The 14,255-nt window shown below is 60.0% G+C and carries 14 protein-coding genes; 10 read left to right on the plus strand and 4 right to left on the minus strand.

The window, feature by feature from the left end; translation table 11 throughout:
- The first annotated feature begins 188 nt into the window (after positions 1 to 188).
- The 5 genes from acs (at position 189) to AC3IT6_RS24950 (ending at position 7,666) form a co-directional block, all read left to right on the plus strand.
- Positions 189 to 2,123, plus strand: a complete 1,935-nt coding sequence (gene acs, locus AC3IT6_RS24930; protein WP_489353457.1) for an acetate--CoA ligase — start codon at positions 189 to 191, stop codon at positions 2,121 to 2,123.
- Between the two features lie 111 nt (positions 2,124 to 2,234).
- Positions 2,235 to 3,104: an oxygenase MpaB family protein gene (locus AC3IT6_RS24935; protein WP_489353458.1), complete on the plus strand. Its 870-nt coding sequence runs from the start codon at positions 2,235 to 2,237 to the stop codon at positions 3,102 to 3,104.
- Positions 3,105 to 3,302: 198 nt separating this feature from the next.
- Positions 3,303 to 4,319 (plus strand): class I SAM-dependent rRNA methyltransferase, encoded by a 1,017-nt coding sequence (locus tag AC3IT6_RS24940; protein ID WP_489353459.1) that lies wholly within the window; start codon positions 3,303 to 3,305, stop codon positions 4,317 to 4,319.
- 93 nt (positions 4,320 to 4,412) lie between these two features.
- Positions 4,413 to 7,370, plus strand: a complete 2,958-nt coding sequence (locus AC3IT6_RS24945) for a DUF748 domain-containing protein (protein WP_489353460.1) — start codon at positions 4,413 to 4,415, stop codon at positions 7,368 to 7,370.
- Positions 7,370 to 7,666, plus strand: a complete 297-nt coding sequence (locus AC3IT6_RS24950; protein WP_223446861.1) for a DUF2845 domain-containing protein — start codon at positions 7,370 to 7,372, stop codon at positions 7,664 to 7,666. The genes AC3IT6_RS24945 and AC3IT6_RS24950 overlap by 1 nt, the downstream gene beginning before the upstream one ends.
- A gap of 266 nt (positions 7,667 to 7,932) precedes the next feature.
- Here the strand turns inward: AC3IT6_RS24950 and AC3IT6_RS24955 are convergent, their stop codons facing one another.
- Positions 7,933 to 8,289: a BON domain-containing protein gene (locus AC3IT6_RS24955; RefSeq protein WP_151214144.1), complete on the minus strand. Its 357-nt coding sequence runs from the start codon at positions 8,287 to 8,289 to the stop codon at positions 7,933 to 7,935.
- Positions 8,290 to 8,588: 299 nt separating this feature from the next.
- On the minus strand, positions 8,589 to 9,008 hold the full coding sequence (locus AC3IT6_RS24960) for a pilin (protein WP_489353461.1): 420 nt from the start codon (positions 9,006 to 9,008) through the stop codon (positions 8,589 to 8,591).
- A gap of 227 nt (positions 9,009 to 9,235) precedes the next feature.
- Between AC3IT6_RS24960 and AC3IT6_RS24965 the strand changes: the two genes are divergently transcribed.
- From AC3IT6_RS24965 to yacG, 4 genes are read left to right on the plus strand one after another with little or no spacing between them, the layout of a single operon-like run.
- Positions 9,236 to 10,453, plus strand: a complete 1,218-nt coding sequence (locus AC3IT6_RS24965) for a type II secretion system F family protein (RefSeq protein WP_489353462.1) — start codon at positions 9,236 to 9,238, stop codon at positions 10,451 to 10,453.
- 1 nt (position 10,454) lies between these two features.
- Positions 10,455 to 11,327: a prepilin peptidase gene (locus tag AC3IT6_RS24970; RefSeq protein ID WP_223446869.1), complete on the plus strand. Its 873-nt coding sequence runs from the start codon at positions 10,455 to 10,457 to the stop codon at positions 11,325 to 11,327.
- Positions 11,324 to 11,947, plus strand: coding sequence for a dephospho-CoA kinase (gene coaE, locus AC3IT6_RS24975; RefSeq protein ID WP_223446871.1), 624 nt, complete (start codon positions 11,324 to 11,326; stop codon positions 11,945 to 11,947). The genes AC3IT6_RS24970 and coaE overlap by 4 nt, the downstream gene beginning before the upstream one ends.
- The gene (gene yacG / locus AC3IT6_RS24980; protein ID WP_007970539.1) at positions 11,944 to 12,144 is read left to right on the plus strand and encodes a DNA gyrase inhibitor YacG; all 201 of its coding nucleotides are present in this window, start codon (positions 11,944 to 11,946) and stop codon (positions 12,142 to 12,144) included. The genes coaE and yacG overlap by 4 nt, the downstream gene beginning before the upstream one ends.
- 35 nt (positions 12,145 to 12,179) lie before the next feature.
- Here yacG and AC3IT6_RS24985 read toward each other — a convergent pair whose 3' ends face one another.
- Both AC3IT6_RS24985 and AC3IT6_RS24990 read right to left on the minus strand, forming a co-directional pair.
- Positions 12,180 to 12,869, minus strand: coding sequence for an energy-coupling factor ABC transporter permease (locus AC3IT6_RS24985; protein WP_489356672.1), 690 nt, complete (start codon positions 12,867 to 12,869; stop codon positions 12,180 to 12,182).
- Between the two features lie 71 nt (positions 12,870 to 12,940).
- Positions 12,941 to 13,882, minus strand: coding sequence for a LysR family transcriptional regulator (locus AC3IT6_RS24990; protein WP_489353463.1), 942 nt, complete (start codon positions 13,880 to 13,882; stop codon positions 12,941 to 12,943).
- A gap of 121 nt (positions 13,883 to 14,003) precedes the next feature.
- Between AC3IT6_RS24990 and AC3IT6_RS24995 the strand changes: the two genes are divergently transcribed.
- Positions 14,004 to 14,246, plus strand: coding sequence for a DUF2790 domain-containing protein (locus tag AC3IT6_RS24995; RefSeq protein WP_057713259.1), 243 nt, complete (start codon positions 14,004 to 14,006; stop codon positions 14,244 to 14,246).
- Positions 14,247 to 14,255 lie beyond the last annotated feature (9 nt).

Below are 14,255 nucleotides of genomic sequence, written 5' to 3' on the forward strand. Positions count from 1 at the left end.
TGGGCAACGAATATCCAATGTGGGAGCGGGCTTGCTCGCGAAGAGGCCGGTACATTCAACATCCTTGTTGACTGAACCACCGTCTTCGCGAGCAAGCCCGCTCCCACAGTTGTTTTGCATCTGACTTGAACCCATTGACCTCTCGGCGCATCTTAATCTTTGTCGCAAAACAAGAATAAGGAACCGTCATGTTCGATATCAGCACGTTCCCCAAAGCCGATGCCGTCCGCCGGGCTGCACAATTGAGTCAAGACGACTATCAGCGCATGTACCGCCAATCCGTCGAACACCCCAGCACCTTCTGGGCCGAACAGGCCACGCGTTTTCTCGACTGGAGCGCGCCTTGGGAAACCGTCCAGCGCTACAACCTGAAAACCGGTGAAGCCAGCTGGTTTGCCGGCGCGCAATTGAACGTCAGCTACAACTGCATCGATCGGCACCTGGAGAAACGCAGCGATCAGGTTGCCATCATCTGGGAAGGCGACGACCCTGCCGACTCGACATCGATCACCTACAAAAAACTGCATGAAAACGTCTGCCGCCTGGCCAATGTACTAAAAAGCCGTGGCGTGAAAAAAGGCGACCGCGTGTGCATCTACCTGCCGATGATTCCCGAGGCGGCCTACGCCATGCTGGCCTGTACCCGCATCGGCGCGGTGCACTCGGTGGTGTTCGGCGGCTTCTCCCCGGAATCGTTGCGTGACCGCATTCTCGACGCCGACTGCCGCACCGTGATTACCGCGGACGAAGGCGTGCGCGGCGGCAAGGTCGTGCCACTCAAGCAGAACGTCGACAAGGCGCTGCGAAGCTGCCCGGACGTGAGTACCGTGCTGGTGGTCGAGCGCACCAAGGGGCCGGTGAACCGGGTCGAAGGACGGGACATCAAGTACCAGCAGGCCCTGAGCGAAGCCAGCACCGATTGCCCGCCCGAGCCGATGGACGCCGAAGACCCGCTGTTCATCCTCTACACCTCCGGCAGCACCGGCAAGCCCAAGGGCGTGCTGCACACCACCGGTGGCTACCTGCTGCAAGCAGCGATGACCTTCAAGTACGTGCTGGACTACCGCGACGGCGAAGTCTTCTGGTGCACCGCCGACGTCGGCTGGGTCACTGGCCACAGCTACATCGTCTACGGTCCGCTGGCCAATGGCGCGACCACGCTGATCTTCGAAGGTGTGCCGAGCTACCCGAGCACCTCGCGCTTCTGGCAGGTGATCGACAAGCACAAGGTGAACATTTTCTACACCGCCCCGACGGCCCTGCGCGCACTGATGCGCGAAGGCCCCGAACCGTTGAAGCAAACATCCCGCGCCAGCATCAGGCTACTCGGCACGGTCGGCGAGCCGATCAACCCGGAAGCCTGGGAATGGTATTTCCATGCAGTCGGCGAAGAGCGTTGCCCGATCGTCGATACCTGGTGGCAGACCGAAACCGGCGGCATCATGCTCAGCCCGCTGGTCAGTGCCCAGCGGATCAAGCCGGGTTGTGCGACACAACCGATGTTCGGCGTGCAACCGGTATTGCTCGACGAGCAAGGCAGGGAAATCAAAGGTGCCGGCAGCGGCGTACTGGCCATAAAGTCCAGCTGGCCGGCGCAGATCCGCAGCGTTTATCGCGACCCGCAACGCATGGTCGACACCTACTTCAAGCCCTACCCCGGCTACTACTTCACCGGTGACGGCGCGCGGCGCGATGAAGATGGCGACTACTGGATCACCGGGCGCATCGACGATGTGATCAACGTATCCGGCCACCGTATCGGCACCGCCGAAGTGGAAAGCGCCCTGGTGCTGCACGAGAGCATCGCCGAGGCCGCTGCGGTCGGTTACCCCCACGACATCAAGGGCCAGGGCATATACGTCTTCGTCACGCCCATGAACGGCGCCGAAACCAACGATGAACTGAAGAAAGAATTGCTGGCCCTCGTCAGCCAGGAAATTGGCAGTTTCGCCAAACCGGACTTGATCCAGTGGGCCCCGGCCTTGCCGAAAACCCGCTCAGGCAAGATCATGCGGCGCATTCTGCGCAAGATCGCCTGCAACGAACTGGACAGCCTGGGTGATACTTCGACCCTGGCTGACCCGAGCGTGGTGCAAGGGCTGATCGACAAGCGCCTGAAGTAGGAGCGAGCTTGCTCGCGATGAACGCCGACGCGCCGCGTATATTCAGGAAGCACGCGTTATTGTTAACGTCCATCGCGAGCAAGCTCGCTCCTACAGAATTACAGAGTGGCCATGGAATTCATCCGCACCCGCATCGAAACCCAGATCATGAGCCTGACCGGTTTGTCCCTGGGCAAACTCGATCTGGAAAACCCCAAGGGCGACCCCGGCCTGTTCGGGCCGGACTCGGTGAGCTGGCAAGTCCATGGCGATTTCAGCAGCATGCTGATCGGTGGCATCAGTGCCCTGATGCTGCAAGCCCTGCATCCTCTGGCATTGGCCGGGGTCTGGGACCATTCGAATTTCCGTGAAGACATGCTCGGCCGCTTGCGCCGCACCGGGCAGTTCATCTCCGGCACCACCTTCGGTTCTCGACAGGATGCCGACTGGCTGATCGAAAAAGTCCGCACCATCCATTTGCAGATCACCGGCACGGCACCGGACGGACGCGCCTACGCCGCCAGCGATCCCCAATTGCTGACGTGGGTGCATGTGGCGGAAGTCAGCAACTTCCTGGCCGCGCATTTGCGCTATCGCAATCCGCACCTGTCGCTGGTCGATCAGGATCGCTACTACGCTGAAATTGCCCTGGTTGCCGAGCGCCTCGGAGCTAGGGATGTGCCCCGTTCGCGGCAGGAAATTGCCGACTACCTCGAGCGCATGCGTCCACATTTGCTGTGCGACGAACGCAGTCGCGAAGTCATGCGCCTGTTGCTGAACGCCCCCTCCCCCAGTCGCCTGGCCAAGCCGTTTGGCGGTTTGATGATGCAGGCCGGGATCGATCTGCTGCCGGACTGGGCCAGCGATATGCTCGGTGTCAGCCAGAACCCGCTGCAACGCAAGCTGATCCGCGCCAGCGTCAATCGCAGTGCGCCGATGCTGCGCTGGGCCGTGCGTAATGGGTCGGTGCAGCGGGCTAAACGACGGATGGGGATTACTTAGAAAGAACAAAGATCAAAAGCTTCGCGAGCAAGTCGAGTCGTCGCACCGCCGCTCCCACATTGGATCTATGTCGAACGCGAGTTTTATGTTCACAGAAAATCCGATGTGGGAGCGGGCTTGCTCGCGAAGGCAGCACCTCGGTTCCGTGCCAAAACTGTTAAACTCCCGCGCCCAATTCCCTCCTGCAAGGCGCCCAGCATGTCTTCCTTGAATCAGGCGCTGCGCGCCGCCCTCGAACGTCGCCAGGATCTGCTGGCGGAGTTGCACAGCCAGGGGACCGATTGCTATCGCCTGTTCCACGGCAGCCAGGAAGGTGCCGGGGGCCTGACCATCGACCGCTACGGCCCGCAATTGCTGGTGCAGAGTTTCCACCAGGCGCTGGAGCGCGAGACGCTGCTGCAACTGCACGAAGCGATCAATCAACACCTGGGTTTTGACACCCTGCTGGTCTACAACGACCGCTCCCGCGGCAACTCGCGCATCGACCGCGAAGACATCGTCTACCGCGCCGACGAAGCCGCCCTGCAAGACCTGGTTGGCCACGAATGGGGCCTGAACTATCGGGTACGGGGTCGCCATGCCGGACAAGACCCGCTGCTGTTCCTCGACCTGCGCAACACCCGCGGCTGGGTCAAGGATCACAGCAAGAACAAAAGCGTACTGAACCTGTTCGCCTACACCTGTGGTGTCGGCCTCAGTGCCGCTGCCGGTGGTGCGCGCGAGGTGTGCAACCTGGACTTCGCCGAAGGCAATCTGGCGGTCGGTCGGGAGAACGGCCAACTCAACCCGCAGTTGCCGACCATGGAATTTATCCAGTCCGACTACTTCCCGGCCATTCGCCAACTGGCCGGCCTGCCGATCAGCCAGCGCCGCGGGCAAAAACTGCCGAGCTATCCGCGCCTGGAACAGCGCCAGTACGATCTGGTACTGCTCGACCCTCCGGCCTGGGCCAAGAGCGCATTCGGCACCGTCGACCTGCTGCGCGACTACCAGAGCCTGCTCAAACCGGCCCTGCTGACCACCGCCGACAACGGCGTGCTGATCTGCTGCAACAACCTGGCGAAAGTCAGCATGGACGACTGGCGCGAGCAGGTTTTGCGTTGCGCAGAGAAGGCCGGGCGGCCGGTGCGTGAGTGGAGCGTGATGAAACCGGGCGCCGACTTCCTGTCGATGGATCAGCAACCACCGCTGAAAACCCTGATTCTGCAGCTCTGACCGCTGTGGGAGAAATCTGAAACTTCCTGATCAGTCCAATCACTTGGGAACCGGAAACGCGTGCCATACTCCAAGGCACTCCGATCCAGACAGATGAAGCCGCACATGTACAAAGGATTGATTCGCGCCATCGGCGCCTTGTTGACTGCTCTGGCCCTCTACAGCTTGCTGGGTTTTCTGATTTTACCGGGTGTCGCGTTGCGCGTTGCCAACCAGCAACTGGCCAACTACGCCACCACACCCGCCACGATCCAGCGAATCGAATTCAATCCGTTCAGCCTTGAACTGACCCTTTGGGGCTTGAATATCGGCGAGCCCGGCAAGGAGCAGGTCGGTTTCGAACGACTGTATGCCAATCTGCAACTCGACAGCCTGTGGACCAAGGCGGTGCACCTGTCCGATGTCGAACTGGACAAGCCCAAGACCGAAATCCTGTTCAGCAAGGACGGCAAACTCAATCTGCTGGGGCTGTTCAAACTGCCAGCGAGCGAGCCCACACCCGCCGACCCGGATGCCAAGCCGTTTCCGCTACGCATCGAGCGGATCAAACTGGCCGGCGGCGCCGTGCACTTTGAAGATGCCCGGCCCAGCGAGCCCATCGAGTTTGTCTACGACACACTCGATTTCGAGCTGAAGAACCTCAGCACCCTGCCCGATGACAGCGCCGACATGACCTTGGTGGCCGTCGGCCCCAATGGCGGACAGATCGACTGGACCGGCAACTTCAGCCTGATCCCGATCGCTTCCGAAGGTAAGCTGAAAATCACTGATGGCAAGATGAAAGCCTTTTGGCCCTATGTGCGCGACGCCGTGCCACTAGACCTCGAAAACGGCGTCATGAGCATCAGTACCGACTACAAATTCAGCCTGGCCAAGGAAACCGAGCTGCTGCTGAGCAATGTAGCGGTCAACATTGCACCCTTCGCGATCAAGGCCCCGGATGGCCGGCCGCTGGTGAAACTCGAGCGCTTGGACGTCAGCGAAACCACCGTGGACCTGGCCAAACAGCAAGTGGTGGTCGGCAAGATCCGCAGCCACAAACTGGAAACCTGGGCCGCGCTGGAATCGGACGGCCAACTCGACTGGCAGAAACTGTTCGCCAGCCAACCGTCAAAACCCGCTGCCAAAGCCAAGGCGGATGCCGAACCGGCCAGCACTCCGGCGGCGGCAGACTCACCGAAACCTGAACCGACCGCCCCAGACAAACCCTGGCAGGTGTTGCTCAAGGATGTGCAGTTGCGCGATTACCAGGTGCATCTGGCTGACCGCAAGGCACAGCCTCCCGTCGCCCTGGATCTGGCTCCGCTGAACCTCGACCTGCAGAATTTCGACAGCCTCAACGGTTCACCCTTTACCCTCAAGCTCGATACCGGCGTGGGCAAGCAAGGCAAGATCATGGCCGACGGCGAGGTCAACCTGGCCCCGGTCAGCGCCAGACTGAAGGTACAGACCAAGGACATCGACCTGCGGGTTGCCCAGTCCTACATCACGCCGTTCATTCGCCTGGAGCTGCGCAGCGGCATGCTCGGCAGTGATCTGGCGGTCGACCTGAAAAGCACCGCCCCCCTGGCGTTCAGCGTCACCGGCCGCGCCCAGGTTGATCAGTTGCATACCCTGGACACCCTGAAAACCCGCGACTTCCTCAAGTGGCAACAGGTCGTGGTCGAAGGTCTGAACTATCAGCATGGGGACAGCCTGTCGATCGACAAGATCAACCTGCTCCAGCCCTATGCGCGTTTCATGATCAACGATGATCGCACCACCAACATCGATGACCTGCTGATTCCCCAGCCGGCGGACTCCGGGGCAAAACCGGTGGCGAGCAAACCGGCCAGCAATGAAAAACCATTGGGCATCCACATCGGCGGCATTTTCATCAATGACGGTTCGGCCAACTTCGCCGACTTCAGCCTGACCCCGAACTTCGCCACCGCCATCCAGCAACTCAACGGGCAGATCGGCACCATCGACAGCCGCCAGCCGAAACCGGCCGGTGTCGACGTCAAGGGCAAGGTCGATCGCTACGCGCCGGTGACCATCAAGGGCTCGGTCAATCCGTTCGACCCGATGGCCAGTCTCGACATCGCCACCAGCTTCAAACGCGTGGAGCTGACCACGCTGACGCCCTACTCCGGCAAGTTCGCCGGCTACCGTATCCGCAAGGGCCGGCTCAATCTCGACCTGCACTACCAGATCACCAAGGGTCAGCTCAAAGCTGAAAACAAAGTGGTGGTCGAACAACTGCAACTGGGTGAAAAAGTCGACAGCCCGGATGCCGTGAGCTTGCCGCTGAAACTGGCGATTGCCTTGCTCAAGGACGTCGACGGCAAGATCTCCATCGAACTGCCGGTCAGCGGCGACCTGAACAACCCTCAGTTCAGCGTCATGCCGATTATCTGGCAGACCCTGCGCAACCTGATCGTCAAAACCGCGGCAGCACCGTTCAAACTCATTGGCGGGCTGGTCAACGGTGGCGGCTCGGAAGACCTGGGCAGCGTTTCATTCGCAGCCGGTTCCAGTGAATTGGGCAAGGACGCCGAAGGCGCCCTGGACAAACTGTCCAAGGCACTCAAGGAACGCCCGGCCCTGCGCCTGGAAATCGAAGGCACCGCCGCCCAGAGCAGCGATGGCCCGCTGATCGCCGAACAACGCCTGGAGCGTGAATACCAGTACAACTACTACAAAATGCTCCAGCGCCGCGGTGACAAGGTTCCGGCCCAGGCTTCGTTGCTGGAAGTGCCGGACGGGGAAAAAGGCCCGCTGCTCGAAGGTATCTACCGCACCCGCCTGAAAACCCAGCCCCCTGCCGAATGGAAGGACCTGGGCAAGGAAGAGCGCACCGCGAAAATGCGTGCCGAGGTGATCAAGTTCTGGAGTTCCAGCGACGTGCTGTTGCGTCAACTGGGTCAGGAACGCGCCAGCAGCATCAAGGATTACCTGGTCGACAAGGCCCAGCTGGAAGATGACCGGGTGTATTTCATCGACGCCAATCTGGGCGAGGCGCAAAGTGACGGCCGCGTGGTGACGCCGATGCATCTGGATGCCGAGTGATGATGCGGCGGCAGCTGACTGGCCTGATCCTGGCGCTCTCCGCCAGTCAGGCCTGGGCGGCCGATACCCTGCGCTGTGGCAGCCAGTTGATCAGCGTCGGCGATCGCTCGAGTGAGGTTTTGCAGAAATGCGGTGAACCGGTCAGTCGCGACCTGCTGGGTTACAAACGCAGTGCAGATCGGCGTGAGGAATTTCAGGTCGAGGAATGGACCTACGGACCGAATGGCGGGATGTATCAATACTTGCGGTTCGAAGGTAATCGGCTGAAGCAGATCACCAGTAAACGCGGCAATTAATTAGCACTATCCAATGTGGGAGCGGGCTTGCTCGCGAAAGCAGTCTTTCATTCAACGCATGTGTTGAATGTCAGTCAGCCTTCGCGAGCAAGCCCGCTCCCACATTGGTTTTTCAGCGCTACACATAGAACAGGCCCCGGCAAAAATGCGCGGGGCCTGTAGTGGCCAACATCCTTTGGCCGTTCGCATGAACCCTCTGGTTGCAACAGACGTATGACTCGACCCGTCTGTCGCACCCTCTCCCGGTCCAGGCGAGAAGTCTTGCCTTACTCGGCTTTGAGGCCGTCAGCGGAGACCGCCTTGACGCCTTTGATCTTCTTGGTGATGGCCACAGCCATTTCTTTTTGCGAATCGGTCACGGCAGTGGTCGACGACAGCGATACCACACCTTTGTTGGTTTCAACCTTGATGTCGGTACCTGGAATGCCTTTTTCGGTCATCAGGTCAGCTTTGACTTTGGTGGTGATCCAGGTATCGGAAGTAGCTTCTTTCGCTTCGGTCATTTCACCGGCAGCCAGCACCATTGGCGACTGGGTTGCCTGGGTGGTTTGAGCAAACGCAGCGTTGGCCATGGTCAGGGTCAGCGCGGTAGCAGCAGCGGCAGTGATAGCGAACTTCTTCATACGAGTAACTCCTGTTTTTCGGAAAGTCTGCCGGGTGTCTTGTCGGCAGGGTTACCAAGGATATTGCGAACGCTGTGCCAACTTTAAAACAGAGAATAAAACCTTATTAATCAATAAGTTATAAAATAAGCCAATTTTCGAAATCATGCAAAATGCACGAGAAGCACAAACACTGCGTGCAAGTTGCGGGTTTATGGAAAGTTCCTAAGATGCTGAATTTCCGAGCTTTATCTGTGGCTTTTGACGACGGGACGACAAACAGGAAAATCCCCGCAAAAGCGGGGACTAGATTCAGCAAATCATGCCGCAGAACCGGAACACCCTTTAGGCAAGTAATCCTGGGAAACGCTGCTCCTACATGACCAGCCTTTGGCTTCGTCCCGTGTCAGGGTGACGGTTTTGCCCTGGACCACCCCCGGGGCATTGTGCAACGTACAAACGATTGATCCCGCCCCCGGCGTTGTAGCCGTCACAGACAGGGCGCAATGGTTGGTCGATGCCTCGCCGGCAGGCGCCACGTTGGCAATTGTCGGGGTTTCCCCCTGGTTGATCACATCCTCGAACGGCACCTTCATTGCAGTCAGTTCGGCCAGCGCCGCCGTGACCTTGGCCCGGGCCTGGTACTTGGAATACATCGGCAGGCCCAATGTTGCCAGGATCCCGATGATCGCCACCACGACGAGCAACTCGATCAGGGTAAAACCTTTCTGATTGTTCATGTACAAGCTCCATGCATGAGTCGAAGGCTCATGACCTGCCCCATGGCAGCACAGCCTGTGCCAAGGCCAGAAGCCCCTGTTGGCAAGGGGCGTGGTGGCAGCACAGCCCTTGCCTACTACCAGGATCAGCACTATCTGACGTTTTTTGTCACCTCACCCTGGCGGGTTTGGCCCCGTCCTTTGACTAGGCTATAAGAGCAATTCAATCGGAATACCCAGGACTGAACATGGCGGTCAAGGCAGCGAAAATCAGCGTGTATGCATGGGAAGGCATCGACCGCAAAGGCACAAAAGTGACCGGCGAACTCAGCGCTCAAAACCCGGCGCTGATCAAGGCGAAGCTGCGCAAGCAGGGCATCACTCCCGGCAAGGTTCGCAAGAAAAACCCTTCGGTCTTCAACATGGGCAAGCGCATCAAGGCCCAGGACATTGCCCTGTTCACCCGGCAAATGGCGACGATGATGAAGGCCGGCGTGCCGTTGTTGCAGTCGTTCGACATTATCGGCGAAGGCTTCGACAATCCGGCCATGCGCAAGCTGGTGGACGAACTGAAACAGGAAGTTGCGGCAGGCAGCAGCTTCGCCGCCGCCCTGCGCAAGAAACCCCGGTATTTCGATGAGCTGTATTGCAACCTGGTGGATGCCGGCGAGCAGGCCGGTGCCCTCGACACCCTTTTGGAACGGGTGGCGACCTACAAGGAAAAAAGCGAAAGCCTCAAGGCCAGGATCAGGAAAGCCATGACCTACCCGCTGGTGGTGGTGTTCGTCGCGGCGATTGTCACCGGGATTCTGCTGGTCAATGTCGTGCCGCAGTTCGAGTCGGTGTTCAAAGGCTTTGGTGCCGAACTGCCGGCCTTCACCGTAATGGTCATTGGCCTGTCGCAATTCATGCAGGCCTGGTGGTGGGTGGTCCTTGGCACGCTGATCACAACGGCCTTCGGCGTGCGCCACGCCCTCAGGACATCCCCGGCCTTGCGTGACCGGATGGACACCTGGCTGCTGAAACTGCCGCTGGTGGGCACCTTGATGCACAAGTCCGCCGTGGCCCGGTTCGCCCGTACACTGTCGACCACTTTCGCTGCCGGCGTACCGCTGGTGGAGGCCCTGGAATCCGTGGCCGGTGCGACCGGCAATGTCGTGTTCAAGCGTGCAGTATTGCGCATCCGGCAGGACATCTCGACCGGCATGCAATTGCATTTCGCCATGCGCACCTGCGGCGTCTTTCCGAACATGGCGATACAAATGACTGCCATCGGCGAAGAGTCCGGCACCCTGGACGCTATGCTCGACAAAGTCGCGGGGTTCTACGAAGACAACGTCGATAACATGGTCGATAACCTCACCAGCCTGATGGAACCGTTCATCATGGTGGTGCTGGGTGTTATCGTCGGTGGACTGGTAGTTGCCATGTACCTGCCCATCTTCCAACTTGGCTCAGCGATCTGACATGCCCTTGAATGAAATTCTGATTCACTCTCCGCTGGCCTTTGTCCTTCTCGCAGGCATCACCGGCCTGCTGGTCGGCAGTTTTCTCAATGTCGTGATCTGGCGCCTGCCGAAAATGCTCGAACGCGACTGGCGCGAGCAGGCCCATGACATTCTCGGGCTGCCTGGCGAAACGCCGCTGCCAACCTACAACCTGTTGCTGCCCCACTCCCAGTGCCCGCACTGCGGTCACCGAATCCGCGCCTGGGAAAACATCCCGCTGCTCAGTTATGTGTTTTTGCGCGGCCGTTGTTCAGCCTGTGCGGCAGCGATCAGCCCGCGCTATCCGTTGACCGAACTGGCCTGCGGCCTGTTGTCGGCGTTTGTTGCCTGGCACTTCGGCTTCGGTTGGCCGGCCGCCCTGGTGCTGGTCCTGAGCTGGGGGTTGCTGGCGATGAGCCTGATCGACGCCGAACATCAGATATTGCCGGACGTACTGGTGCTGCCGTTGATTTGGCTGGGGTTGATCGTCAACAGTTTCGGCCTGTTCGTGTCGCTGCACGAGGCGCTTTGGGGGGCGATCGCCGGCTACGGCCTGCTGTGGTCGGTGTTCTGGCTGTTCAAGCTGATCACGGGCAAGGACGGCATGGGCTACGGCGACTTCAAGCTGCTGGCGATGCTGGGCGCCTGGGGTGGCTGGCAGATTTTGCCGCTGACCATCCTGCTGTCCTCGCTGGTGGGTGCCATTATCGGGCTGATGCTGCTGCGCTGGCGCAACGCAAAAACCTCGACGCCGATCCCTTTCGGCCCCTATCTGGCCATTGCCGGCTGGATTGCGTTGCTCTGGGGTGGTCAAATAACCGACCTCTATTGGCAGTTTGTCGGTTTGAAATGAATAGCCCTGTGGAAAAACCCTGGATTCTCGGCCTGACCGGCGGCATCGGCAGCGGCAAAAGTGCGGCCGCCCAACACTTCATCGATCTGGGCGTGCATGTGGTCGACGCCGATCATGCCGCTCGCTGGGTAGTGGAACCCGGCCGCCCGGCACTGGCACAAATCGCCGGGCACTTCGGCACCGGCGTGTTGCAGGCCGACGGGCTACTGGACCGCGCCGCGCTACGCAAATTGATCTTCGAGGTGCCTGAAGAGCGCCGCTGGCTGGAGGCGCTCCTGCATCCGCTGATCGGCGAGGAGATCGCTCACCACCTGGCGCTGGCAAAATCGCCTTATGCGATTCTGGTTTCGCCGCTGCTGATCGAGTCCGGGCAATACGCCATGACCCAACGGGTGCTGGTGATCGATGCCCCCGAACAATTGCAGATCGAACGTACCCTGCAACGTGACCAGACCAGCGAGCAGCAAGTCCAGGCGATCCTCAAGGCCCAGTCCAGCCGCCAGGATCGCGTGAGCCATGCCGACGACGTCGTGGTCAATGACCGCGACCTTGCCTGGCTGCACAGCGAGGTTGAACGCCTGCATCACTTTTATCTTTCTTTGCGTGGAGGCCAGTCATGAGCCAACCAACAACCGTCGAATGCCCAACCTGTGGCGCCCCCGTGGAATGGACCGCCGAGAGCAAATTCCGGCCATTCTGCTCCGACCGCTGCAAACTGATCGACCTGGGCGCCTGGGCGTCCGAAGAACACAAGATTCCAGTGGCTCCCGATGCCGAGGACGAGATGTTCAGCGGTGACTTCGACCCGCGCCACTGATCCATCGAGTGGGCGATTCCAGGTCTTGATGCGAATCAGGACTTGGGATCGTCGTCTTTCCAGGGGGCCGAGAGGTAGCGTGTGCGGTTGAACGTCTCAAGCCATTCCGGGCAGAACACCACCAGCGCACTGACGATCATGCCGTTGATAAACGCTTCGGGAAAAATGATCAGCCACAGATATCCGACAAAATCCTCCAGCCAGTACGGCATGGCAAAACGCTCGTCGAACCACAGCAACCAAAGCGCCAGCAGCAGGCACAGCAATGCCGACAGCGCGGCGGCAAAGAATCCGGAAACGAAGATATACACGAAGGGATTTCGTGGCTGCGCCCGCTCCACCAGAATGGCGCAGCACTCGGTGACCAGCACCGGTAGCGCAATCAACAGCGCGCCATTGACCCCGACCGCCGCCAGGTCCTGTCGGCCGAGCAACACCAGCCCCGTTTGCGCCACCAACCCGCCGACCAGCGCCAGTGGCCAGTCCAGCAGTAGCGTCACCGCTGTCATGCCGATGAAGTGGTAAGACACGCCGGTATCAAAATCGCGCCGCACCAGCCACAACAGAAACAGCGCAAACACCGTTCCAAACAGCAGATGCTGGCGACGGCTGTCGGTGAACAGTTCAACCCACGGTGTGCGACAGATCGCCCAGATCAACACCGGCACATAGATCAGCCAGCCGACCGCAAGGGTTTGCGATGACAGCAACTCTGCACCGATCATGGCTACGCACGCCTCCCAGGCGAAGAACAACAGGCACTCAGTCTACACCGCCGCTCGCCTGCCCTTCGACTTCAAGCCCAATGCCGCGGATCGTTCATCACCGCATCATGCTCGGCGAACAGCTTCGGTAGCTCAGACTTGAGAAAGTCCACCCAGGTGCGGACCTTGGCATCGAGAAAGCGTCGCGAAGGATACAGCGCATACACATTGCGCTCGCGCAGGCGCCATGCCGGTAACACGCGCAGCAAAGTGCCGTCGCTCAAGGGCCGCGTCGCGGTGTAGAACGGCAGCAGGCTGATGCCCATGCCCGCCTCTGAAGCCTTGACCATCGACTCGGCAACATTGCACTGAAAGGTCTTGGCCGGGCTGACGGCGTGCTCGCCGTGCTCGCCGTGCTCATCCTGGAACAGCCATTGATCGCTGTACAAGGGGTCGAGCATGCGCAGGCATTGATGATCGCCCAGCGCCAGCGGCTGCTGCGGAACACCCCGGCGTTGCAGGTAAGCCGGGGAGGCACAGGGCACGCTGTAGATCTGCCCGATGGCCTGCGCAACCATTTGCGAGTCGGCAAGTTCCGGAGCGATCGAAATCACCACATCGTGCCCCTCCTCCAGCGGATCGGGATTGCGCTGTGACAAGGTCAGCTCGAACACCACATCGGGATAAAGCTCGCTGTAGCGGGCGATCAATGGCGTGAGCAGCACACCCAGGCCGTTCATGCTGTGCACCCGCAGGCGTCCGGACGGATTGATATGAGCGCCACGGGCCTCGGCCGTTGCCTCGTCCATGGCCTCGACGATTTGCCGGCTGCGCAGCAGCAAGCGCTCGCCGGCGTCGGTCAGGCTCAAGCGCCGCGTGGTGCGTTGCAGCAGACGCGCCTGTACATGCTCCTCCAGATCCGCCACCAATCGGGATACCTGCGCGGTCGACAGATCCAGCGCATCGGCAGCCCCGGTGAAACTGGCGCAGTCCACCACCCGGATGAACACGCGCAAGTTGTTAAGCACATCCATAAGCCCCCCTCGGGCGATGACTGTTACGTTTTATGTAAGGCTGCATCCGCCGTTCGCCCCTTTATCCGTCGGTGGCAAAGACTAAAATTCAGACATCAAAACCGACACGGAGCACGCCAACATGAAAACGTTGATCAGCCTGTTGCTGACCGTCATCGCCACCTCGGCCATGGCCGCCGACAACGAACCCCTCGCGGTCCTGTATAACCCGGCACAGCCCCTGGACATCGCCAAGGTGGTTTCTGTGTCCGACACGGCGACCGCGTGCGGGGTTGTACCGGCGACCATGGAGTATGTCGATCATCAGGGTCAGACCCATCGCGTGACCTACAACGTCATGGGTGATTGCACCAGCAACCTGTGATCACCAGGC

Source organism: Pseudomonas sp. KH_017 (genome assembly GCF_057840285.1).